Raw genomic sequence first — 23,534 nt, forward strand, 5'->3', positions numbered from 1 at the left:
AGCAGTGGTTTCATCTATTAAAAGATTTTTAATTGGAAGACCGTTAAAATCAACAGAGCTTGGAGAACAGAAGCTTAATAAAACGAAAGCTTTAGCTATTTTATCTTCTGACGCATTGTCATCAGTTGCTTACGGTCCAGAGCAAATTTTAATTGCTTTAGCAGGTGTTGGAGCGATCGCTTATTGGTATTCCATTCCGATCGCTGTTGGGGTATTAGTATTATTGACGGCCCTTATTTTATCTTATCGTCAAATTATTTTTGCTTATCCGCATGGCGGGGGCGCGTATGTTGTATCAAAAGAAAATTTAGGGATGAATCCAGGCTTAATTGCTGGAGGATCTTTATTAGTTGACTATATTTTAACTGTTGCAGTAAGTGTGTCTGCAGGTACAGATGCGCTCACATCTGCTTTTCCTAGTTTACATGCACATAATGTAATCATTGCGATTATATTTGTTATATTTATTACCATCTTAAATTTAAGAGGTGTAACGGAATCAGCTTCCGTTTTAGCATATCCTGTTTATTTATTCGTTTTGGCACTATTTATATTAATTGGTGTAGGGATATACAATATTTTAACGGGGCACGTGTCACCAACTTTACACACGCCGATTGGAACACCAGTTGCAGGGATTAGTTTGTTTTTACTGTTACGAGCATTTGCATCAGGAAGTTCTGCTTTAACAGGTGTTGAAGCAATTTCAAACGCAATTCCAAACTTTAAAGATCCTGCACCTAACAATGCAGCGAAAACATTACTTGCAATGGGTGCATTACTTGCAGTTTTATTTTCAGGAATTGTGTTCTTAGCTTATTATTACGGAATTTCCCCAAGTAAAGAAGTAACAGTTGTTTCACAAATTGCTGAACAAACATTTGGACGTAATTTCATGTACTATTTTATACAAGGTACAACAGCTTTAATATTAATCCTTGCTGCTAACACAGGCTATTCTGCATTTCCACTATTAGCAGTTAACCTTGCAAAAGACAAATTTATACCGAGAATGTTTACGATAAGAGGAGACCGTCTAGGTTATTCAAATGGTATTATTATACTTGGAATTGCATCAATTATTTTAATTGTAGCTTTCCAAGGACAAACGGAACATTTAATCCCGTTATATGCAGTAGGCGTATTTATTCCATTTACCCTTTCTCAAAGTGGTATGGTATTAAAATGGCTTCGTGAAAAACCGGAAGGATGGGCTTTACGATTAACGGTCAATTTAATTGGTGCAGTCATTAGTTTTATCGTAATGAGTATGTTCTTTTTAACTAAGTTCGCACAAGTTTGGTCAATCCTTATTTTCTTACCTGTTATTATCTTCTTGTTCCACCGAATTAAGAAGCATTATGATGCAGTAGGAGACCAACTAAGTTTAAAAACTTGTGAACGGATTGTTCCGATTGAAGGAAATGTAATTGTCGTTCCTGTAGCTGGTATGACACATGTGGTAGAAAACTCATTGAACTATGCAAAGTCTCTTTCAGCAGATCAAGTTATCGCTGTATATGTTGCTTTTGACAGAGAAGAGGAAAAGAAATTTGAAGAGAAATGGAAGAAGTGGCAACCTGAAGTAAGACTTGTTACCTTACATTCTCATTATAGAAGTATTATTCAACCGCTAACAAAGTTTATTGATACAGTGCAATATAAAGCGAGTGAATCAAATTACCGTGTTACTGTCGTTATACCACAGTTCATTCCGAAAAAAGGTTGGCATAACATTCTTCATAATCAGTCTAGCTTACTCATTCGTGCGTATTTACTCTATAAAAGAAATGTTGTTATTACGACAGTTCCATATCATTTGAAAAAGTAAGAAGATTTTTTAAGGATAGCTTCATGAAAGTGAAGCTATCCTTTTTGTGTATACACTATGCATAATTGCATACGAGCCTTAAAGTTATATTGATATAACTTTTGTATCTGTAAATAAGTAGAGGTTTTTGTTGTGATATATGGATATTTCAATTGAAAAAGTGAAGAGGATTATATTTTGGAATAAGGACAATAAAGCTTGAAAATAAAGGGAATGAAAATACTTCTTTACGTTATATAAATAGCTGTGTTTAAATGACCTTACAGTACAAAACTTACATGAAAACAAAACGAAATTTCATATTTACGTACGTTTTTTAGTTTATGATGAATAATATTTTTATGTAATATATTCACTGTGTGAATGTGGAAATGGCTATAAAATAGAAATTTTATACAATATTATTCATACTAATCACATATGAAAAAATAATAAAATGTTTTGTGACGATAAGTAAGTACTGTAGCAATACGAGAGAGGTGGTTCATACATGGATTGCGGTGAGAACGTTCTCTATTTTAACCATCTCAAATTATGGGTAAGAAAATAGAATAATAAAATGCGATAGTAATAGTTGCTAATACATAGGAGGAGTTAAAGTGAAAAAGACTTTAATTACAGGGTTATTGGTTACAGCAGTATCTACGAGTTGTTTTATTCCTGTAAGCGCTTACGCTGAGGAGGGGCAAACAGAAGTGAAAACAGTATATGCACAAAATGTAATTGCTCCAAATACATTATCGAATTCAATTAGAATGTTAGGATCACAATCACCACTTATACAAGCATATGGATTAGTTATTTTACAACAGCCAGACATTAAGGTGAACGCGATGAGTAGTTTGACGAATCATCAAAAATTTGCAAAGGCAAATGTAAGAGAGTGGATTGATGAATATAATCCGAAGTTAATCGACTTAAATCAAGAGATGATGAGGTATAGTACTAGATTTAATAGCTATTATAGTAAGCTCTATGAACTAGCAGAAAACGTAAATGAAAATGAACAGGCAAAAGCAGATTTTACAGGCGCATATGGAAAATTACAATTGCAAGTACAAAGCATACAAGAGAGTATGGAGCAAGATTTATTAGAGCTAAATCGATTTAAAACAGTATTAGACAAAGATAGTAATAACTTATCGATAAAGGCTGATGAAGCAATAAAAACACTACAAGGATCAAGTGGAGATATTGTGAAGTTAAGAGAAGATATTAAAAGAATTCAAGGGGAAATTCAAGCTGAACTAACTACTATATTGAATAGACCTCAAGAAATTATTAAAGGTTCTATTAATATCGGTAAACAAGTATTTACAATTACAAATCAAACTGCACAAACGAAAACAATTGATTTCGTTTCTATCGGTACTTTAAGTAATGAAATTGTAAATGCTGCCGATAGTCAAACGAGGGAAGCAGCTCTTCGCATTCAGCAAAAGCAAAAAGAGCTATTGCCACTTATTCAAAAATTATCACAAACTGAAGCAGAGGCGACTCAAATTACATTCGTTGAAGATCAAGTAAGTAGCTTTACAGAACTAATTGATCGTCAAATTACAACATTAGAAACGTTGTTAACGGATTGGAAAGTTTTAAACAATAATATGATCCAAATTCAAAAAAATGTTGAAGAAGGCACATATACAGATAGTAGTTTACTACAAAAACATTTCAACCAAATTAAAAAAGTAAGTGATGAAATGAATAAACAAACGAATCAATTTGAAGATTACGTTACAAACGTTGAAGTACATTAAAAATAAGTAACGATATAGGGAGAGAAGAAAAATGACAAAAAAACCTTATAAAGTAATGGCTCTATCAGCACTTATGGCAGTATTTGCAGCAGGAAACATGATGCCAGCTCATACGTATGCAGCTGAAAGTACAGTGAAACAAGCTCCAGTTCATGCGGTAGCAAAAGCTTATAATGACTATGAGGAATACTCATTAGGACCAGAAGGCCTAAAAGATGCAATGGAAAGAACAGGTTCAAACGCTTTAGTAATGGATCTGTACGCTTTAACAATTATTAAACAAGGTAATGTTAACTTTGGAAATGTATCGTCTGTTGATGCTGCTTTAAAAGGAAAAGTGATTCAGCACCAGGATACAGCTAGAGGAAATGCGAAGCAATGGTTAGATGTATTAAAGCCACAGCTTATTTCAACGAATCAAAATATCATTAATTACAATACGAAATTCCAAAACTATTATGATACTTTAGTTGCTGCGGTTGATGCAAAAGATAAAGCGACGCTTACGAAAGGATTAACTAGATTATCAAGTAGTATTAATGAAAATAAAGCGCAAGTAGATCAGTTAGTAGAAGACTTAAAGAAATTCCGAAATAAAATGACGTCGGATACGCAAAACTTTAAGGGTGATGCAAATCAAATTACATCTATTTTAGCTAGTCAAGACGCTGGAATTCCGCTATTGCAAAATCAAATTACAACGTACAATGAAGCAATTAGTAAATATAATGCAATTATTATCGGTTCATCAGTTGCGACAGCTCTAGGGCCAATTGCAATTATCGGTGGTGCAGTAGTTATTGCTACAGGTGCAGGAACGCCGTTAGGAGTGGCGTTAATTGCAGGTGGTACAGCAGCTGTAGGCGGTGGTACAGCTGGAATCGTATTAGCAAAAAAGGAGCTTGATAATGCACAAGCTGAAATTCAAAAAATAACAGGACAAGTTACAACTGCTCAATTAGAGGTAGCAGGATTAACAAACATTAAAACACAAACAGAGTATTTAACAAATACAATTGATACTGCAATTACAGCGTTGCAAAACATTTCAAACCAATGGTACACAATGGGGTCAAAATACAATTCTTTACTTCAAAATGTAGATTCAATTAGTCCGAATGACCTTGTTTTCATTAAAGAAGATTTAAACATTGCGAAAGATAGCTGGAAAAACATTAAAGACTATGCAGAAAAAATTTATGCTGAAGATATTAAAGTAGTAGATACGAAAAAAGCATAATCGAATACGAATCGTTAGGGCGTTAAGTGTTGATGAATGATTTGAAGCTCCTGTTCAGTTGTGAGCAGGAGCTTTTGATATCCTTATAAAGAAAACAGGTGAAAAGTATGCAGAAACGATTTTATAAAAAATGTCTTTTAACGTTAATGATTGCTGGGGTGGCAACGAGTAATGCATTTCCTTTACATCCTTTTGCAGCAGAACAAAATGTAAAGGTGCTACAAGAAAATGTGAAAAACTATTCTCTTGGACCAGCTGGATTCCAAGATGTAATGGCACAAACGACATCAAGCATGTTTGCAATGGATTCATATGCAAAATTAATTCAAAATCAACAAGAGACGGATTTGAGTAAAATAAGTTCGATTAATAGTGAGTTTAAAGGAAATATGATTCAGCACCAACGAGATGCAAAAATTAACGCGGCGTATTGGTTAGATCATATGAAGCCGCAAATTATGAAAACGGATCAAAATATTATTAATTACAATAATACTTTTCAAGGGTATTATAATAGCATGCTAACTGCGATTGATCAAAAAGATAGCGTAAAGTTAAAAGCGGATTTAGAAAAATTGTATGCGGATATTGTAAAGAATCAAAATGAGGTAGATGTATTATTAGGAGATTTGAAAGCCTTTCGCGATAGAATGGCGAAAGATACAAATAGTTTCAAAGAGGATACAAATCAGTTAACAGCGATATTGGCAAGTACGAATGCGGGTATTCCAGCTCTAGAGCAACAAATAAATACATATAACGATTCGATTAAAAAGAGTAATGATATGGTTATTGCTGGTGGCGTACTTTGCGTAGCTCTAATAACATGTCTTGCTGGCGGACCGATGATTGCGGTTGCGAAAAAAGATATCGCAAATGCAGAACGAGAAATCGCTAATTTAAAAGATAGAATTTCTGGAGCGCAAGCAGAAGTCGCAATTTTAACAGATGTAAAAAATAAAACAACAAATATGACTGAAACGATTGATGCAGCAATTACAGCACTGCAAAACATATCAAATCAATGGTATACAGTAGGGGCAAAATATAATAACTTATTACAAAACGTAAAAGGAATTACTCCTGAAGAGTTTACGTTTATAAAAGAAGATTTACATACAGCAAAAGATAGCTGGAAAGACGTAAAAGATTATACAGAAAAATTACATGAAGGCGTGGCAAAATAACCAGTGGACTAGTTCCGCTGGTTATTTTTTATCACGTTTTTTGTAAGAGTTGAACTTGTAATTTTATATATAAGTTTTCATGTGTTTTATCAATGTGGCTTTAGGGCAATGTTTAGCTAAATTGATACTAATAACATAAATAAATTTCTGATCAAGTCTTTTATATTTAATGTTTTAATGAAAAAAGCTATACTGTAAGCAAAACTAAAAATTGGAAAGGAAATACTAGAACATGGAAAATTATCTATTATTTATCCTTACAGCAATGTTAATCATAATGATGCCTGGTCCTGGTTTTGCACTAGTTACAAAAAATACTATCTCGCATGGTAAAAGTGGTGGGATAAAGACAGTTTTAGGAACGATATCTGGAATGATGATTCATACAATAATGGCTACGTTAGGACTCTCTGCTATTCTAATGAAATTTGCTATGTTATTTACATTTATAAAATGTGCTGGGGCTTTTTATTTAATTTACTTAGCTGTAAAGTCAATTAAAAGTGCCTTACATAAAAAAGAAGATATGTCAGGTCCAATAGAAATGGACTCTAAGAATATTGGGGCAATTAAAAGCTTTAGACAAGGATTTACTACGGCAATTTTAAATCCAAAAACTACTGTGTTCTTCCTTAGTTTTTTACCTCAATTTATTGTAAGTAATCAAAATCATTTCCTCCAATTTCTTTTATTAGGAGTCACATTTACGACTTTGACCGCAATATGGTATTTGCTTTATATCTCGCTAATACGTCAATTAAGAACTTTTTTAAGAAAAGAACGAGTGAACCGTATAATGGAGGGTATTACGGGCGCAGTATTATTAGTATTTGGGGTTAGATTATTTTTCCAAAAATAAATATGTAGATAAAACGAGAAATAAAAAAGGAGGTTATTTCTCGTTTTATTTACTTATATACGTACAGCTGTACCACTTACCGCAACCATTAACATTCCATCACGAACAACTTCGTAATCTACGTCAATACCAACGATAGCGTTCGCACCTTTTTGTTTTGCAAGTTCTTTCATTTCATCCATCGCAATATCACGTGCTTCTTTTAGCTTATTTTCATAAGCACCAGCACGCCCACCGACAACATCACGAACTGAAGCCAATACATCGCGTACAATGTTTGCACCCATAATAGCTTCACCATTTACAATATCAATATACTCAATAATTTCTTTACCTTGAATTCCAGAAGTTGTTGTTACAATCATGACTGACACTCTCCTAATATTTTATAATTTTTGATTAGCTTTCTTATGTCATAGAAAAAGTAGTTCTGGTGCCAAAAATGCTTGATAGAAAGATAGAATATTTTTGGCATCAGAAACAAGTCTAGTTTCTTACAGAATGAAACCAAGGCAATTGTTTAATATATGTATCGCTATAACATATGCAATGGATCTTTTAGAAATAAGATAAGCCGCAGTAAGTATCAACGATCCAGGTAAATAAATAGCAATATCCGAAAGTTGGTTCGTATGAAGAAGTGTAAAAATCATAATCGAAATGATAGATGCAATAGCAGTACCAATATGGTAAGAAAAACGATTTATTAATATGTGGCGAAACACAATTTCTTCAAGTATTGGACCCAGAATACCGAATACAAGCAATGTAAATACAAGAGGTACCTCTGCACCCGTTTCAAGGAGCTGCTCTTGGTTCTCTGGCTGACCAGTTGCTAGAAAATGCATAACAGACTGTTCCGCAATTACTGTAAATAAAACTACCATAGGAATGCTTACTATTTTTAGAATTGTCTTCTCTTTGAAATAAGTAAAACTTTCAATAATTTCTTTCCTAAAGTAAATGATTCCTACAATAGCAGGTACAGTAAAACCGATGGCACTAAGAACAAATTCTGATTCAACTAAATTGACATTAGCTAAAAGTGATATGCCAAATAGTATGTACAAGCCAATTTGAAATGGTACAAACAGTGTAAAGATTATTAGCATAATGATTTCTTTTTTATTCATTTTTATAAAGTTCACTGTAGTGCCCCCATAATTAAATTACCTATAATTTTTGATTTTTCTTTCTGCATAACGCTCTCCTTCTAAATATATTTATATAATATTCTAAACCGGACGGTTCGGTCTGAATCGAAATCTAATGATACTACAAGTTTCTAATTTTTTAAACCCTTTTTATAAAGTATTAACAAAATCAAAATGGAAAAAAATCAAATATATTTATATTTCAGTTGCTTTGTTACAATTTAATTCCAGTAATCATTAATGGTTAATCTTTTATAGAATGAAGTGAAAGTGGGAGTAGTTCAAACACTTTAGCTAAACATATTAATAAAAATTATATATAATAATCATATGTCTATACGTTAAAATTAACTATATATTTTTAGACCTCTACGATTTTAGATAAAATTAGTTGTATAATATGACTGAATTAAACAATTGGTCATATTATTTTGACAGAAAATTCACTTAAAATATATAGGTAATATAATTTGATTAACTTCTTTTCAAACTGTATTGTTTGAGGTTTCCATAAGATAGGGATTGATAAGATATTTCAGTTCCAAACTTATTTATACTTATAATAAAAAAATACCTGAGATATTAAGCTCGTTTTTATTAGGAGGATTACAAAGCATGACTAAAGTTGATAAGGTTAAAGAAAAAATTATTGAAACATCTTTATATTTATTTAATACTAATGGGATAACTCGCACATCCATCCAGGATATAATGACAGCTACTGAACTACCTAAAGGATCTATTTATCGTAGATTCAAAAGTAAAGAAGAAATTGTCCTTGCTGCCTACGACAAAAGTGGTGAGATTATGTGGAGTCATTTTCATAAAGCAATGGAAAATAAAAAGACAGCAATTGATAAAATTCTTGCAATTTTCCTTGTATATCAAGATGCAGCTAATAATCCTCCTATTGCTGGAGGCTGTCCATTACTTAATAGTGCCATTGAAAGTACTGGGGTATTTCCAGAATTACAAAAAGCAGCAGCAAAAGGTTATGATGATACAGTAATGTTAATGGCTTCTCTCATAAAAGAAGGAATAGAGAAACAAGAATTTAAAGAAGATATAGAGGTTATATCACTCGCTTCCTTTCTTGCATCTTCAATGGAGGGGGCTATTATGGCAAGTCGAGTATCTAACGATAATATACACCATCATTATTTTATTGAACAAATAAAACATCATCTTTTCTCTTATTCTAAATAAGTGAGAACTTGCAGTGTTTTCATTCAACTTTTATAGACTTAAATTGAATAAATACCCCTTATAAACAGGATTTTCTGTTTATAAGGGGTATTTGAATAGTTTTTAGATGATGTTTCATGTTTCTTATTGAGCTTGTAAATCTACACAATAAGGTTTCATTGTATATAATACGTAGAATAGAAGTTCAGTTAGATAAAATTCGGTAGTCGAATTTTTTTGCATAAAGCTGTATAATGCTTGTAACGAAAAGGAAATGCAGGAAAGGATATGTAATGAGTTACTATGGATAAAGATAAACAACAATTAAGTGTCGAAGTTGCGAGATTATATTATCAATCAGATTATAGTCAGCAAGAAATTGCAAATAAATTAAATATTTCAAGACCGACAATCTCTAGATTATTAAAGTACGCGAAAGAAAAAGGATTTGTCCAAATTAGTATAGCCGATCCATTTGCTGATTTAGATAACGTTGGAAATTTACTGAAAGAAAAGTACAACTTGTTAGAGGCACATGTCGTATTTTCACCAGTTCCAGAATATGCAACGATTACAGAATATATAAGTAAATATGCTGCTGAGTATATGGAAAAGACAGTTAAAAACGGTGATATCGTTGGTGTAAGCTGGGGAATGACGATGTATGAAATCGCTAGAAAAATTGTACCGCAACATGTAAAAGGTGTAGAAGTTGTCCAGCTAAAAGGTGGTATTAGTCATTCGAGTGTAAATACATATGCGAATGAGACGATAGCTTTATTTGCAGATGCTTTTCAAACGACGCCACGAAATCTACCTCTTCCAGTTATATTTGATAATGCAGTGACAAAAGAATTAGTAGAGCAGGATCGACATATTCATCACATTATTGAAATGGGGAAACAAGCGAATATTGCAGTTTTCACTGTAGGAACAGTGCGAGACGAAGCGCTATTATTCCGATTAGGTTATTTCGATAAGGATGAAACAAGTTTACTCAAAAAACAATCGGTCGGTGACATTTGTTCACGTTTCTTTGATGGAGACGGAAATATTAGTAGCGAAGAAATTAATAAGCGTACAATTGGAATTGAGTTAGAGGAACTGAAATTAAAGAAACGCTCTATTTTAGTTGCAGGTGGTAATAGAAAAATAAAAGCAATTGATGGTGCGTTACGTGGCGGGTATGCAAATGTATTAATTATCGATCAGCATACAGCAAAAGAACTGTTGCATTATGAAAAAGGTTAGAAATAAAAGGCGTTCTCAAGATGTTAATTTTGAGAACGCCTTTTATTTTGTTATGTATGAATATGTATGAATGATAGGAGTCTTTTTTGAACACAAATTGCCTTTTTAAAAATAATTATGGATATGGAGATACATACTACCATTGTTAACATAAAAAAATTGATTATATATGAAGTGTTCTTTGTTAGAATGCGCTTTATTTACTGCAAGAAAATTCCTTTTTAAAAAGAATGAACAAAATTTCAAAAGTGTATTTACATTTGTTCAACTAAGAGTTAGAATGAAGTTGTTAAAAGATATGAGGAGTGAAGATAATGAATATTGCAAAGTTAATTGACCATACAATTTTAAAAGCTAATACTACAAAAGAAGATGTTATGAAAGTAATCGAAGAAGCAAAGGAATATAAATTCGCTTCTGTTTGTATTAATCCTACATGGGTAAAGCTAGCTGCTGAAGAACTAGCTGGACATGATGTAGATGTTTGTACTGTAATCGGTTTCCCATTAGGAGCAAGCACTACTGAAACAAAAGCTTTCGAAACAAAAGATGCTATCGCAAAAGGAGCAACGGAAGTTGATATGGTAATCAACGTAGGTGCTTTAAAAGATGGCGACAACGAACTTGTTGAAAAAGACATTTATGAAGTAGTACAAGCAGCAAAAGGAAAAGCTCTTGTAAAAGTAATCATTGAAACTTGCCTATTAACAGATGAAGAGAAAGTACGCGCTTGTGAATTATCAGTAAAAGCTGGTGCTGATTTCGTAAAAACTTCAACTGGATTCTCAACGGGTGGAGCAACTGCTGAAGATATCGCATTAATGCGCAAAACAGTAGGACCAAACGTTGGTGTAAAAGCATCTGGTGGCGTTCGTACACGTGAAGATGCAGACAAAATGGTAGCGGCTGGAGCTTCTCGCGTTGGAGCAAGTGCTAGTGTTGCAATCGTATTAAATGATGCAAAAGGTGCTACAGATAACTACTAATCATTAATGAAGTCAAAAGCAATAGATACACAAAGTAAAGTGTATCTATTGCTTTAACAATTGAAAAGAATGTAAGCGGATACGGATGGGAGGAGACGGCTTATGAAATACTTAATTGGTATTTTTGGCCTCGTATTGATTTTAGGTATCGCTTGGCTTGCTAGTAATGATAGAAAGAAAGTCAAATATCGCCCAATCATAACGATGGTTATATTACAATTCATTTTGGGATTTTTATTATTAAATACAAGTATAGGGAATATATTAATTAGCGGAATAGCAGATGGTTTTGGAGAGCTCTTAAAATATGCCGCTGACGGTGTGAATTTCGTATTTGGTGGATTAGTAAATCAAAAAGAGTTTTCGTTCTTTTTAAGTGTATTAATGCCAATCGTATTTATATCAGCCTTAATAGGTATTTTGCAGCACATTAAAGTATTACCTATTATTGTGAAATCTATCGGTCTAGCATTAAGTAAAGTAAATGGAATGGGGAAACTAGAATCATATAACGCTGTTGCATCTGCGATTTTAGGACAATCTGAAGTATTTATTTCAGTTAAGAAACAATTAGGGTTATTGCCAGAGAAAAGAATGTATACATTATGTGCATCAGCAATGTCTACCGTTTCTATGTCTATCGTTGGATCATATATGGTGTTATTAAAACCACAATATGTTGTAACAGCTTTAGTGCTTAACTTATTCGGCGGCTTCATCATTGCTTCTATCATTAACCCGTATGAAGTTACTGAGGAAGAAGATATGTTAGAAGTACAAGAAGAAGAGAAGAAGACCTTCTTTGAAGTATTAGGGGAATACATTATTGATGGATTTAAAGTTGCGATTACAGTAGCAGCTATGTTAATTGGTTTCGTAGCTCTTATCGCATTCATTAATGCAGTATTTAAAGGTGTAATCGGTATTTCATTCCAAGAAATTCTTGGTTATGTATTTGCACCATTTGCATTTATTATGGGTGTACCTTGGCATGAAGCAGTTAATGCTGGAAATATTATGGCAACAAAATTAGTATCAAATGAATTTGTCGCTATGACAGATTTAGCACAAGGAAACTTTAATTTCTCAGATAGAACGACAGCGATTATATCTGTATTCTTAGTTTCATTTGCAAACTTCTCCTCAATTGGAATTATTGCAGGGGCAGTTAAGAGCTTAAATGAAAAGCAAGGGAATGTAGTCGCAAGATTTGGCTTGAAATTACTTTTCGGTGCAACATTAGTAAGTTTCTTATCAGCAACAATCGTAGGCTTATTATTTTAATAGATTCATATCATATAAAAAGGAATGGTGATTGTAATGAGAATGGTAGATATTATTGCGAAAAAACGTGACGGTAAAGAATTAACGACTGAAGAAATCAAATTCTTTATTAATGGATATACAAACGGAAGTATTCCTGATTATCAAGTGAGTGCACTTGCAATGGCAATCTTCTTTAAAGATATGACAGATCGTGAGCGTGCAGATTTAACGATGGCAATGGTGGAGTCTGGAGAAACGATCGACTTATCAGCAATTGAAGGAATTAAAGTAGACAAACATTCAACTGGCGGTGTTGGTGATACAACAACATTAGTATTAGGACCATTAGTAGCTGCTTTAGATGTACCAGTAGCAAAAATGTCTGGTCGTGGTTTAGGACATACGGGCGGAACAATTGATAAATTAGAAGCGGTAGAAGGATTCCACGTTGAAATTACGAAAGAGCAGTTCATTGATATTGTAAACCGTGACAAAGTAGCTGTTATTGGACAAACAGGAAACTTAACACCTGCAGATAAAAAAATCTATGCATTACGCGATGTAACAGGAACGGTTAACTCAATTCCTTTAATCGCAAGTTCAATTATGAGTAAAAAAATTGCAGCTGGTGCTGACGCAATCGTACTTGATGTAAAAACAGGTGCTGGCGCATTTATGAAAACAGAAGAAGATGCAAAAGAATTAGCGCATGCAATGGTACGTATCGGAAATAATGTAGGACGTCAAACTATGGCTGTTATTTCAGATATGTCACAACCACTTGGTTTTGCAATTGGTAACGCTCTAGAAGTGAAAGAAGCGATTGATACGTTAAAAGGTGAAGGTCCAGAAGATTTAACAGAATTAGTACTCGTATTAGGAAGTCAGATGGTCGTACTTGCGAAAAAAGCAAATACATTAGAAGAAGCTCGTGAAATGCTAATTGAAGTGATGAAGAACGGAAAAGCAACTGAGAAGTTTAAAGAGTTCTTAAGCAATCAAGGCGGAGATAGCTCAATTGTAGACAATCCAGAAAAAATGCCACAAGCGAAGTATGTAATTGATGTACCTGCTAAAACTTCAGGTGTTATTTCTAACATTGTTGCAGATGAAATCGGTATCGCAGCTATGCTACTTGGTGCTGGCCGTGCAACGAAAGAAGACGAAATTGATTTAGCGGTAGGACTAATGTTACGTAAAAAAGTGGGCGATGCAGTAAAAGAAGGCGAGCCATTCGTAACAATCTATGCAAATCGCGAAAATGTAGAAGATGTAAAAGCTAAAATTTATGAGAACATTTCTATCGCTGAAACAGCAGAGGCTCCTAAATTAGTGCATACAGTTATTACTGACTAATCATAAGTACACTTACTTTGAGGAGGAAATAATATGGATAAGAAAAAATATATTGAAGAAGCAAATAAGATGTTAGCAAAAGCATATATTCCGTATTCAAAATTTCCTGTTGGTGCAGCGTTAGTTACGAAAGAAGGTAAAATCTATACTGGTTGTAATATAGAAAATGCTTCTTACGGCTTATGTAACTGTGCAGAAAGAACAGCGATCTTTAAAGCAGTATCAGAAGGGGAACGAGATTTTAGTTACTTAGTTATTACAGGAGAAACGGACGGACCGATTTCACCGTGCGGTGCTTGTAGACAAGTAATTGCTGAATTCTGTGATCCGAAAATGCCTGTATTATTAACGAATGTAAAAGGTGATGAAAAAGAAGTGACTGTTGAGCAGTTACTGCCAGGTGCTTTCTCAATAGAAGATTTAAAATAAATAAAAAAGTCATTCTACAATTATTATTTTGAAGTGACCCCTAAAAGTTAGACACGGTTATTTCATTAGGCAGCTTGATAAAAGTGAGTCCGGTATTGTACCGGGCTCATTTTTAATTTTGCCTTAATCCGTTTCGTATTATAATAATCTATATATTTTTCTAATTCTATTTTGAAATGCTCTACACTTTCAAATTCTTTTATGTAGAGAAATTCAGACTTCATGATGCCAAAGAAATTCTCCATTACTGCGTTGTCGTAACAGTTGCCTTTACGAGACATACTTTGTACGATACCTCTTTCTTGTAATGCGTGACGGTACTGTTTCATTTGATAATGCCAACCTTGATCTGAATGCATCAATAATTGGTGACTTTCAGGTAAACGTTCTAATGCTGTCTCTAACATTTCTGAAACAAGTGAATAAGTCGGTCTAGAGCCAATTGTATAGGTAATAATTTCACCATTATACAAGTCTAATACAGGTGATAAATAAAGTTTCTCACCAAATAATTTAAATTCCGTAATATCGGTTACCCATTTTTCATTTGGCGCATATGCAGTAAAATTACGTTCTAAAATATGGGGTGCAATTTTACCAACTGTTCCTTTATAAGATTTATATTTTTTCATACGTATAAGGCATTTTAAACCTAACTCTTTCATAATCCGTTGCACTTTTTTATGATTCACTATTCGATTACGGTTAACTAATTCATCACGAATACGGCGATATCCATAACGACCTTCGTGTTCATCATAAATCGCTTTAATTTCTACTTTTAAATCCGCATCTGGATCGATTCTATCCATTTGTTTTACATAAAAGTAATATGTGCTTCGAGGGATACCCGCTAACCTTACTAATTCTTTTACTTGAAACTCATGCCTTAATTCATAGACTACTTGTGCCTTGTCTTGTTTCGTGATTTTTCCTTGTTTTGAACTAAGGCATTCAACTTTTTTAAATACGCATTTTCCATACGTAAGCGTTCTAATTCAGCTTGTAACGCTTCAACTGAACCTTCTACCGGAATCTTTTTCGTATCCTGTTTTGTGTTTTTATTTTTCATGGATGGACGCCCCTTTTTCTTTGGTTCAAGGGCATCTAAACCACCTACTTCAAATTGCTTCTTCCATTGATAAAGCGTTGAAAAAGAAGGAATCATGAATGTAGCTGCCGTATCCATTAACGACATACCCGATTGAGCCATAAAATTTAGTACGTTTAGTTTAAACTCTACGGTGTAATTTGTATAGACCTCGTGTAAACCTTCTTCTCCATGAAGTTCGTATAAGCGCAACCAGTATTGAAATTGTGCCTTTGTAATATGCATCTGTTTTGCATATTCTGCTTGAGAACTTGTTTTTGGATTAAATCCTTGAACAAGCGTTAACTTTGAATCCTTCGTAAATTTTGTCATAAAAAAACTGCACCTCCAATTGTTAGACTGTGTCTAACAATTGGAGGTGCAGTTCATTTGTGGAATGGCTTTTTTATTTTCAAAAGTTGAATGTAATATTTTGTTCATATTCCGTTCATAAACTTTGCGTAAAATGATTGCAGCGAATATAGAAAGTTTACAACAGGAGGAATAGAATGAAAAAATTATATAATACGGCATTTATTTACTTAATTATTGGTTTATTATCAGGTGTATTTGCAAGAGAGTATACGAAAGCACAAGGAATTAAAGGATCCACAATGTTGCAATTAGTGCATACACATGTATTAGTGCTCGGTTTTGTATTCTTTTTAATTGCTTTCACTTTATGTAAAGTGTTTCATGTACAAGAAACAAAGAGCTTTTGTGCATGGTTTGTTGTTTATAATGTAGGAGTAATCTTTACTATTGCTACAATGCTATGGAGAGGTCTTCTTCAAGTAAATGGAACTGACTTTAACGGTTTAAGCCATATGGCTGGATTAGGTCATGTTATTATAAGTATCGGGCTCGTTTGGTTTATGATTTTGCTCAAAAAGTCTTTTAAATAGATAGGAGTGGGAAGAGTATGATAGCACTTTTATCAAGTATAGTAGCGGTTTGTATGGCTGTTGGAGTAATGTTTTTACGTTTTAAAGCAGCGAAAAAACCGGTAACGAAAAAGAAAATTATATTGCCGCCAATTTTTATGAGTACTGGAGCAATGATGTACTTTTTACCGGAATTCCGATTAACGTCGTTAGAAATAATAGAAGCAATTATTGCAGGGCTTATTTTCTCTGTATTTCTTATAAAAACAACGAAGTTTGAAATAAGAAGTGAACAAATATATATGAAACCGTCAAAAGCATTTATATTTATTTTAGTCGGATTATTAGCTGTACGAGTAGCGTTAAAATCATATTTAAGTCAATCGATTGATTTAGCGGAGTTAAGTGGAATGTTTTTCTTACTTGCATTTGCGATGATTGTGTCGTGGAGAATTACGATGTATCGTTCGTATGCCAAATTAAAAAAGACAATAAAAAGAGCTGGAATTTCTATATAGGAAATCCAGCTCTTTTTATGTTTTATTAGAATTCTTTAGCTCGGAACTCATTTGCTTAATTTTAAACGTATTTGAGCATCTTGTAATGCAGCAGGTGTAACGTTAAGTCCATTTTGATCAACAATTTTTGTGTTTAATAAAATGGAATCTAAGCTTCCACGAAATGTTTGGGTATAGTTTTGGCGCAACATTTGTTGTTCTTGTTTTTCATCAACTGTTAATCCATTTGCTTTTTCTTTTTTTGACAATTCGTTAATACGGAATAAAATGTTTTTCATTTGTTTCACCTCTAGTTAGATTTAATTACATTAGCTACTTACTAATGTATAGTTATTGTAACCTATCTTTTAATAAGTGTCAATGTCTATAAAATGCTTTGTTTTGTATGTGTATGGATGAGAGAGGATGTAAATGAATACTAATACTTGAAATAGAAAAGATGCTAATATACAATACTATGGTAGGGTATAAAAAGTTGTTATTTTACATTATGAAAGTAATAAGTAAAAAGGAGTATGCAATAATGAATGCAGTAATTTCAAAGAAAGAAACAATTATCTCATATACGATTGCTATTTTATTTATTTTAGCTATGGTAACAGCTGGTGTGTTATTAAATGATCCGGAAGTCATTTTGCCGGAAATAGCAGCGATGGCAATTGCTTTATGGGCGTATCGTGAGCCAGGATGGTTAAGACAACCAGAAAAAATCTTTATTGCACCGTCAATAACAGCTGTTATTGGTTTTGCAGTGAATCAAATGGATATTTCCTATATAGGAAAAGTTAGCTTAACACTTATATTAATGATGTTGTTTTTATGTGTTATTCAATCCAATTTAGCACCATCTATTGCGACAGGTTTATTACCATTAGTAACAAATGCGACGGAATGGTCATTTGTTATCGCGGTATTTGTTTTAACATTTATTTTAATGATAGGTGTTCTTATATTTAAATTGAACAACGGTATTGAGCGAAAAGTGCAAATACAGTTTAAATATATGACTGTATTTCTAATACTAAATTTCGTATGGATCAGTTTATGCTGGATAACTGGTTATGAACAATTAACAGTTATTCCACCAATATTAGTTGTGTGTATGAATCACTTCAAAAGCCGATGTATAATGAAAAAATGGCTTTTAAACAAATATTAGTATTAACTGCATCGGCAACTGTTGGAACATTATTGTATTTTGCAATTGATTCATGGATTGTAGTTACTTTATTAAATATGATATTAATGCTTATTTTATTAAAAATCGTTGGAGTACGTATTCCAGCAGCGTATGCATTTCCACTATTGCCGCTCGTATTTCCAGATGAAATGATAAAGATGTTACCAGTAGCTTCATTTGTTGCGGGAGTATTTTTATTTGGTGCAGTACTACTGTATAAAAAGTGGGAGATGAAGCAAAAGGACATGCAGAAGAGTTAAATATAATTTTAAAAAGGTAAGTTCAAATGAATTGAACTTACCTTTTTGTATGTATTACCAATATAGAGCAGTATCATAAAGTCCGATTAAAATAAGGAGAACACCTGCTATACGCTGAATACTTTTTCCTATTTTCCTGCTCTTCTTCAGTAATGCCCCGTTTAATCCCAGATAGGAGATGATGGACATTAATACGACGATAGGCAGAGCAGTTCCTATCGAAAAGAATGTAGGAAACAAGTACCCGTAATTATAGGATAAAGATAAAGGGATTAACGTTCCGAAAAATAGCACAAACATAGTCGGACAGAAAGCTAATGAAAAGAAAAAACCAAGTAAAAATGAGCTGACTTCATTTTGTTTTCGAATAAATTTGATAGGGAAAAGGGTAGAGAAGAAATTTCTGCCTCTTATAATCCCTGATAATATTAGACCTATTATTATTATTAAAGGTCCGATCAGTTTGCGTAACCATGGGAAATACAAAGTTAATGTTTGTTGAATTTCTTTTCCTAACAACCAGACTAAAAGTCCAAGTGTCGTAAAAGCTATTACTTTTCCTAAAATGAATAACAGTATATGTTTCCAGGTATGTCCCTTTTGTAAAGATTGATTTCCATAAAGTGTAATAGCGCTAATGTTTCCTGTTAATTGGCAAGGAGCAAGTGTACCTACAATGCCTAATAAAAACGCAAATAAAAGAGGTACAGATTTCGTAGCATTCGCGACATCTATTAAAGGAGACATGAGTTGATAGCTCCATTCACTAATTGTTGAAAACACGTCATATTCACCTTTCTAATTAAATTGTAATGTTCCCTCTTTAGTAATCTGTTTCCACGTTTTACCCTTATCGGTAGAAAGGAACACATTTGCTTTCATTGTAGCAAATACGATTTCAGCCGAATTTTGAGGGTTTTGTGAAATATACATAATTGCATCTTTAGAATCTAAAAGTGGAATTTGTATGTTTGTTTCTTCATTTGTTGCAATTGATTTCTTCGTTACGATTTGCTTATTGATAGGGGCGTAAATAACATCTTCATTACTTAATGTAACTGCGGTCGATTCAAGTGATTTGGAGAATAGTTCAAACTTATTTCCATAATCTGTAGATAAATATACACCGTCTTTAGCACTTACCGCGACTACACTAGATTGATCCGGATGTACTGAAAAGGAATGAATCGTACTTGAAAGACCTTTTAACTTACTGTTTTTCCAATCTTGTCCGTTGTTCGTACTGAAATAAAAACCTTGTTGTAATTTAGAATTTGGACGCTCATTGTATAAATAAATTGCTTCCGTATTATATCCGACAGCAAGGTTATGAAAATCAGATTCTCCGTAAAACGCTAGCTTTTCAAGGGTATTACCACCATCCGAACTTTTCATTAATCCTAAAGGATTTTTTAAATCTGCTCCTGGTTCAGGATGACCGCTGGCAAAGAACCCGTTCTTTGTTGCTTGAAATCCCATATAATCATGTAATTCAGTCTTAGTTTCAAGCCATTTTCCATTTTGATAAACTTTTATCCCGCTATGAGTGGCGATAGAAACCCCAGACATATTTCCTGCATAGCCAATTCCGTGAATGTGCTCGATTTTTCCAGATGTAATTTCTTTATAGAAGTCTTGCGGACTCGTATTTGCTGTTTCTATATTTTTTGACTCAGATTGCACCGTTTCTTTCTTCACAGGTGCTGTTTCGGTGTTGCTAGAACATCCAGTAATTATGAATAAGGAAGTAATTGCTAACCCTGTTGCCACATAATGTTTCAAATTTGTAGGCTCCTTTCCTATATATGAGATTTTAAGTATATGGAATAAATGTCAAGAAATTGTGGAGTGGTATGCACAATGTAGATTAGAGGGGCACTAGTAAGGGGGATTTTCCTTTTCTATGAGTACTATTAATTGACGAAAAATTGTAACAATAATAAAATGAATTGATTAGATCATTAGTTTTTTAATCATACATAGAACGCTAGGGGGATTATTATGAAATCAACATTTTTTGCTCAAAATAGAGAACGATTACTAAACACATTACCAGATGAATCCATTACTATTTTATTTGCTGGACAAGCACCTCATATGTCAGCGGATGCACATTATAAATTTGTGCCGAATCGAAATTTTTACTATATAACAGGAATCGATGAACCAAATGTTATTTTCATGTTGAAAAAGTTTGGAAATAGTGTAGAAGAAATACTTTTCATTGAAAAGTCAGATCCAGTAATGGAAAAGTGGGTTGGTAAAACAGTTTCTAACGAAGAAGCAGAGAAAATTTCAGGTATAAAAAAAGTTGTATATTTAGATAGCTTTGAAAAGACAATGTCAAATATACTTTTTACAGAAAATGTGAAGCATCTATATTTAGATTTAGAACGTCGTGAGTGGAATGGTACAGAGACAAAAACGCTAGCATTTGCTAAACATGTAAGAGAACAATATCCACACGTAACAATTGGTAATGTATATCCGAATATTTGTGAATTGCGAGTCTTTAAAACAGAAGAAGAAATTGAAATTATGAAAGAAGCGATTGCTGTAACGAAAGAAGGTATTTACAATGTACTTAAGCATGCAAAAGCAAACATGATGGAATATGAATTAGAAGCCCAGTTTGATTTCACACTGAAGTCATCTGGCATTAAGCATCATGCGTTCAATACAATTTTGGCAAGTGGGAAAAATGCTACAGTTCTTCATTATGAAGATAATGATGCGCAAATTCAAATTGGTGATTTAGTATTACTAGATTTAGGCGCTCAAAAAGACTACTATAACGCTGATATTAGTTATACATTCCCGGCAAATGGAACATTCTCTAGTCGCCAAAAACAAATTTATAATATCGTATTAAAAGCATTAAAAGAAACAACAGAGATTATTAAGCCGGGCTTAAAGTTCGCTGCATTAAATGAGCATGCTAAAAAAGTACTTGCAGAAGGGTGCAAAGCAATTGGTTTAATACAAGAAGACGAAGAGCTGTCTAAATATTATTATCATGGTGTCAGCCATTTCCTTGGTTTAGATACGCATGATGTAGGGACATACAAAGATAGAGTATTAGAAGAAGGCATGGTTATTACAATTGAACCTGGTCTTTATATTGAAGAAGAATCAATTGGCATTCGTATTGAAGATGATATTCTTGTAACGAAAGACGGATACGAAAACTTGTCAAAAGATATCATTAGAGAAGTGGAAGAGATTGAAGCGTTTATGAGAGAAAATAATGTAAATGTAAAAGAAGATGAGGTTGTTACGAAATAATAAGTAAAAAAGGTGCTCAATTTTGAGCACCTTTTTATTTTGTTCATTTTAAATCTCCATATTTTCTTGAAAATCATCTTCTACAATGATTTTGACAAAGAAAAAGGAGGGATTTTCCATGAAGCGATTTGTATTAACAGCTGTTACGGTCTCTGTAATATTTTTAATTGCTGCATGTTCTGTGACCACAAATACAACAAATGATCATAAAAAAATGAATGATAAAAAAACTGTGCAGACTGAAACAGCAACAAAACCATTGAAATTTGAAAAAGGACCAGAAGTTACTTTAATAGCGAAAGAAGAAAAGCAAAAATTAAGTAACGGTGTTAATGTTCCGGTCTGGACATTTAATGGTTCATCTCCTGGTCCGGAAATTCGGGTGAAAAAAGGTGAGAAGGTGAAAGTGACATTGAAAAATGAACTATCTGCACCGGTATCTGTTCATTGGCATGGGTATCCTGTTCCAAATAACATGGATGGAATTCCAGGCGTGACACAAGATGCAGTTGAACCAGGAAAAAGTTTCACTTACGAATTTGAAGCGAACGTACCAGGAACGTACTGGTATCACTCGCATCAAGATTCTGTAAATCAATTAGATAGAGGTTTGTATGGAGCGCTCATTGTAGAAGATACAAAGGAAAAATATGATAAAGATTACACATTAATGTTGGATGAATGGGTTACAGATAAAGAAGAAATTAATAAGCAAGTAAAAGAAATGACAAAAGGGAAAAAAGAAAAAGCAGCTAGTAAAAAATCTAGTATGGATAATGACAACACAAAAAAGAATGATGATATGAAGGGTATGGACCATTCTGGTATGAACATGGGTAGTGATAAAAAAGACTCTGGCAATATGGCAGGAATGGACCATGGAAATATGAAGATGGAAGGTCATGATATGAGTATGTATGATTTATTCACAATCAATGGGAAAAGTGGTGATTTAGTAGCGCCATTGAAAGTGAATAAGGGGGATAAAGTCCGTCTTCGACTCGTTAATGCTGGTTATCTATCACATGATATACACGTTCACGGTCATGATATAAAAGTAATTGCGACAGATGGTCAACCAATAAACGATCCAAAAGTTATAAAGGATCAAGTAATTTCAATCGCACCTGGTGAACGTTATGATATTGAATTTACTGCTAATAATCCTGGGAAATGGTATGTAGAAGACCATTCAGAAAATAAAGGTGCAAAAGGAATGAAAGCTGTTATTGAATATGATGGCAGCAAAAAGATGAAAGATAAAGCAGATGAAAAAGAAAAATTACCGAAATTAGATATGACGAAATATGGTGCTAAAAAATTAGGTAGTTTCACGTTAGAGCAGCAGTACACTGCCACATATAATATGGACTTGAATACGCAAATGAATGGAAATGAAATGGTATATACAATTAACGGAAAGGTATTTCCGGACATTGACCCGATTCCAGTAAAAAAGGGTGATTTAGTAAAAGTAAAATTGGTAAATCGTTCTAAAATGGACGATCATCCGATGCATTTACATGGTCACTTCTTCCAGGTGTTGAGTAAAGATGGGAAACCGGTAGAAGGTTCTCCAATTGTGAAAGATACTTTGAACCTAAAACCAGGTGAAGAATATGAAGTAGCCTTTGTAGCAGACAATCCGGGTGATTGGATGTTCCACTGTCATGATTTACACCATGCTTCCGCCGGGATGGTAACAGAAGTGAAATATACAGATTATAAATCTGATTATGTTCCAAACCCAAACATTCCTAATAAGCCAGAATAATATGAAGCAGTTATCCTATGGATAGCTGCTTATTCATTT

Annotated in this window: 21 protein-coding genes and 1 pseudogene; 16 read left to right on the forward strand and 6 right to left on the reverse strand. The window is 33.4% G+C overall.

The annotated features are described in order from the left end of the window. The first annotated feature begins 4 nt into the window (after positions 1-4). The 5 genes from ACTFSI_RS09425 (at position 5) to ACTFSI_RS09445 (ending at position 6,877) form a co-directional block, all read left to right on the forward strand. Positions 5-1,831 (forward strand): APC family permease, encoded by a 1,827-nt coding sequence (locus ACTFSI_RS09425; RefSeq protein ID WP_000254896.1) that lies wholly within the window; start codon positions 5-7, stop codon positions 1,829-1,831. A 599-nt stretch (positions 1,832-2,430) separates the two neighbouring features. Further along, positions 2,431-3,591 (forward strand): non-hemolytic enterotoxin NHE subunit A, encoded by a 1,161-nt coding sequence (gene nheA, locus ACTFSI_RS09430; RefSeq protein WP_044790436.1) that lies wholly within the window; start codon positions 2,431-2,433, stop codon positions 3,589-3,591. 31 nt (positions 3,592-3,622) lie between these two features. Beyond that, on the forward strand, positions 3,623-4,831 hold the full coding sequence (gene nheB / locus ACTFSI_RS09435) for a non-hemolytic enterotoxin NHE subunit B (protein ID WP_000162993.1): 1,209 nt from the start codon (positions 3,623-3,625) through the stop codon (positions 4,829-4,831). Positions 4,832-4,938: 107 nt separating this feature from the next. Then, entirely contained in the window at positions 4,939-6,018 is a 1,080-nt protein-coding gene (nheC, locus tag ACTFSI_RS09440; RefSeq protein WP_001172005.1) for a non-hemolytic enterotoxin NHE subunit C, read from the forward strand. Between the two features lie 232 nt (positions 6,019-6,250). Next, positions 6,251-6,877 carry a LysE family translocator gene (locus tag ACTFSI_RS09445; RefSeq protein ID WP_138322164.1) on the forward strand — a complete coding sequence of 209 codons (627 nt, stop codon included), beginning with the start codon at positions 6,251-6,253 and terminating at the stop codon, positions 6,875-6,877. Positions 6,878-6,930: 53 nt separating this feature from the next. Here the strand turns inward: ACTFSI_RS09445 and ACTFSI_RS09450 are convergent, their stop codons facing one another. Next, on the reverse strand, positions 6,931-7,242 hold the full coding sequence (locus tag ACTFSI_RS09450) for a heavy metal-binding domain-containing protein (RefSeq protein WP_042515349.1): 312 nt from the start codon (positions 7,240-7,242) through the stop codon (positions 6,931-6,933). A gap of 129 nt (positions 7,243-7,371) precedes the next feature. Further along, on the reverse strand, positions 7,372-8,025 hold the full coding sequence (locus ACTFSI_RS09455; RefSeq protein WP_042515348.1) for a CPBP family intramembrane glutamic endopeptidase: 654 nt from the start codon (positions 8,023-8,025) through the stop codon (positions 7,372-7,374). 621 nt (positions 8,026-8,646) lie between these two features. Here ACTFSI_RS09455 and ACTFSI_RS09460 point away from each other — a divergent pair. From ACTFSI_RS09460 to ACTFSI_RS09485, 6 genes are all read left to right on the forward strand, one after another. Then, entirely contained in the window at positions 8,647-9,237 is a 591-nt protein-coding gene (locus tag ACTFSI_RS09460; RefSeq protein ID WP_042515347.1) for a TetR/AcrR family transcriptional regulator, read from the forward strand. A gap of 282 nt (positions 9,238-9,519) precedes the next feature. After that, entirely contained in the window at positions 9,520-10,467 is a 948-nt protein-coding gene (locus tag ACTFSI_RS09465) for a sugar-binding transcriptional regulator (RefSeq protein WP_000356570.1), read from the forward strand. A 314-nt stretch (positions 10,468-10,781) separates the two neighbouring features. Beyond that, a complete protein-coding gene (gene deoC / locus ACTFSI_RS09470) occupies positions 10,782-11,453 on the forward strand; it encodes a deoxyribose-phosphate aldolase (RefSeq protein ID WP_001017445.1) in 672 nt (223 codons plus the stop codon). Between the two features lie 102 nt (positions 11,454-11,555). After that, positions 11,556-12,737, forward strand: a complete 1,182-nt coding sequence (locus tag ACTFSI_RS09475) for a NupC/NupG family nucleoside CNT transporter (protein ID WP_000876168.1) — start codon at positions 11,556-11,558, stop codon at positions 12,735-12,737. A 36-nt stretch (positions 12,738-12,773) separates the two neighbouring features. Then, positions 12,774-14,075 (forward strand): pyrimidine-nucleoside phosphorylase, encoded by a 1,302-nt coding sequence (locus tag ACTFSI_RS09480; protein ID WP_029440896.1) that lies wholly within the window; start codon positions 12,774-12,776, stop codon positions 14,073-14,075. A 33-nt stretch (positions 14,076-14,108) separates the two neighbouring features. After that, entirely contained in the window at positions 14,109-14,504 is a 396-nt protein-coding gene (locus ACTFSI_RS09485) for a cytidine deaminase (RefSeq protein ID WP_000358520.1), read from the forward strand. Between the two features lie 65 nt (positions 14,505-14,569). Here the strand turns inward: ACTFSI_RS09485 and ACTFSI_RS09490 are convergent. Then, positions 14,570-15,927 (reverse strand): IS3 family transposase gene (locus ACTFSI_RS09490; protein ID WP_130983619.1). Its coding sequence is split into 2 segments (ribosomal slippage): positions 14,570-15,471 and positions 15,471-15,927, totalling 1,359 coding nucleotides; the frame shifts between segments, so codons are not numbered across the junction. Positions 15,928-16,103: 176 nt separating this feature from the next. Between ACTFSI_RS09490 and ACTFSI_RS09495 the strand changes: the two genes are divergently transcribed. Together ACTFSI_RS09495 and ACTFSI_RS09500 are read left to right on the forward strand one after the other, a co-directional pair. Beyond that, positions 16,104-16,499: a DUF2871 domain-containing protein gene (locus tag ACTFSI_RS09495; protein WP_071716732.1), complete on the forward strand. Its 396-nt coding sequence runs from the start codon at positions 16,104-16,106 to the stop codon at positions 16,497-16,499. Between the two features lie 17 nt (positions 16,500-16,516). Then, positions 16,517-16,996, forward strand: a complete 480-nt coding sequence (locus tag ACTFSI_RS09500) for a CcdC family protein (RefSeq protein ID WP_071716733.1) — start codon at positions 16,517-16,519, stop codon at positions 16,994-16,996. 47 nt (positions 16,997-17,043) lie between these two features. Here the strand turns inward: ACTFSI_RS09500 and ACTFSI_RS09505 are convergent, their stop codons facing one another. Further along, positions 17,044-17,274: a DUF896 domain-containing protein gene (locus tag ACTFSI_RS09505; RefSeq protein ID WP_000789773.1), complete on the reverse strand. Its 231-nt coding sequence runs from the start codon at positions 17,272-17,274 to the stop codon at positions 17,044-17,046. 245 nt (positions 17,275-17,519) lie between these two features. Here ACTFSI_RS09505 and ACTFSI_RS09510 point away from each other — a divergent pair. Continuing rightward, a pseudogene (locus ACTFSI_RS09510) lies at positions 17,520-18,436 on the forward strand (hypothetical protein). Between the two features lie 54 nt (positions 18,437-18,490). Here ACTFSI_RS09510 and ACTFSI_RS09515 read toward each other — a convergent pair. Beyond that, positions 18,491-19,219: an urease accessory protein UreH domain-containing protein gene (locus ACTFSI_RS09515; RefSeq protein ID WP_222121525.1), complete on the reverse strand. Its 729-nt coding sequence runs from the start codon at positions 19,217-19,219 to the stop codon at positions 18,491-18,493. Between the two features lie 15 nt (positions 19,220-19,234). Next, a complete protein-coding gene (locus ACTFSI_RS09520) occupies positions 19,235-20,218 on the reverse strand; it encodes a F510_1955 family glycosylhydrolase (RefSeq protein ID WP_042515341.1) in 984 nt (327 codons plus the stop codon). Between the two features lie 219 nt (positions 20,219-20,437). Here ACTFSI_RS09520 and ACTFSI_RS09525 point away from each other — a divergent pair, with 219 nt between their 5' ends. Then, entirely contained in the window at positions 20,438-21,721 is a 1,284-nt protein-coding gene (locus tag ACTFSI_RS09525) for an aminopeptidase P family protein (protein ID WP_138322162.1), read from the forward strand. A gap of 118 nt (positions 21,722-21,839) precedes the next feature. After that, complete coding sequence (locus tag ACTFSI_RS09530) at positions 21,840-23,495, forward strand: multicopper oxidase family protein (RefSeq protein ID WP_098435956.1); 1,656 nt, start codon at positions 21,840-21,842, stop codon at positions 23,493-23,495. The last annotated feature ends 39 nt before the right edge of the window (positions 23,496-23,534 follow it).

Origin of the sequence: Bacillus cereus group sp. MYBK101-2 (assembly GCF_051918845.1) — a bacterium.
Lineage (GTDB): Bacteria > Bacillota > Bacilli > Bacillales > Bacillaceae_G > Bacillus_A > Bacillus_A paranthracis.

Coding starts and splice junctions, on each gene's coding strand:
- ACTFSI_RS09505 (WP_000789773.1), bottom strand. CDS start 17,274: ATGAAAAACATTTTATTCCGTATTAACGAATTGTCAAAAAAAGAAAAA.
- ACTFSI_RS09475 (WP_000876168.1), top strand. CDS start 11,556: ATGAAATACTTAATTGGTATTTTTGGCCTCGTATTGATTTTAGGTATC.
- ACTFSI_RS09525 (WP_138322162.1), top strand. CDS start 20,438: ATGAAATCAACATTTTTTGCTCAAAATAGAGAACGATTACTAAACACA.
- ACTFSI_RS09450 (WP_042515349.1), bottom strand. CDS start 7,242: ATGATTGTAACAACAACTTCTGGAATTCAAGGTAAAGAAATTATTGAG.
- ACTFSI_RS09460 (WP_042515347.1), top strand. CDS start 8,647: ATGACTAAAGTTGATAAGGTTAAAGAAAAAATTATTGAAACATCTTTA.
- ACTFSI_RS09495 (WP_071716732.1), top strand. CDS start 16,104: ATGAAAAAATTATATAATACGGCATTTATTTACTTAATTATTGGTTTA.
- nheC (WP_001172005.1), top strand. CDS start 4,939: ATGCAGAAACGATTTTATAAAAAATGTCTTTTAACGTTAATGATTGCT.
- nheB (WP_000162993.1), top strand. CDS start 3,623: ATGACAAAAAAACCTTATAAAGTAATGGCTCTATCAGCACTTATGGCA.
- ACTFSI_RS09480 (WP_029440896.1), top strand. CDS start 12,774: ATGAGAATGGTAGATATTATTGCGAAAAAACGTGACGGTAAAGAATTA.
- ACTFSI_RS09465 (WP_000356570.1), top strand. CDS start 9,520: ATGGATAAAGATAAACAACAATTAAGTGTCGAAGTTGCGAGATTATAT.
- ACTFSI_RS09445 (WP_138322164.1), top strand. CDS start 6,251: ATGGAAAATTATCTATTATTTATCCTTACAGCAATGTTAATCATAATG.
- ACTFSI_RS09500 (WP_071716733.1), top strand. CDS start 16,517: ATGATAGCACTTTTATCAAGTATAGTAGCGGTTTGTATGGCTGTTGGA.
- deoC (WP_001017445.1), top strand. CDS start 10,782: ATGAATATTGCAAAGTTAATTGACCATACAATTTTAAAAGCTAATACT.
- ACTFSI_RS09485 (WP_000358520.1), top strand. CDS start 14,109: ATGGATAAGAAAAAATATATTGAAGAAGCAAATAAGATGTTAGCAAAA.
- ACTFSI_RS09530 (WP_098435956.1), top strand. CDS start 21,840: ATGAAGCGATTTGTATTAACAGCTGTTACGGTCTCTGTAATATTTTTA.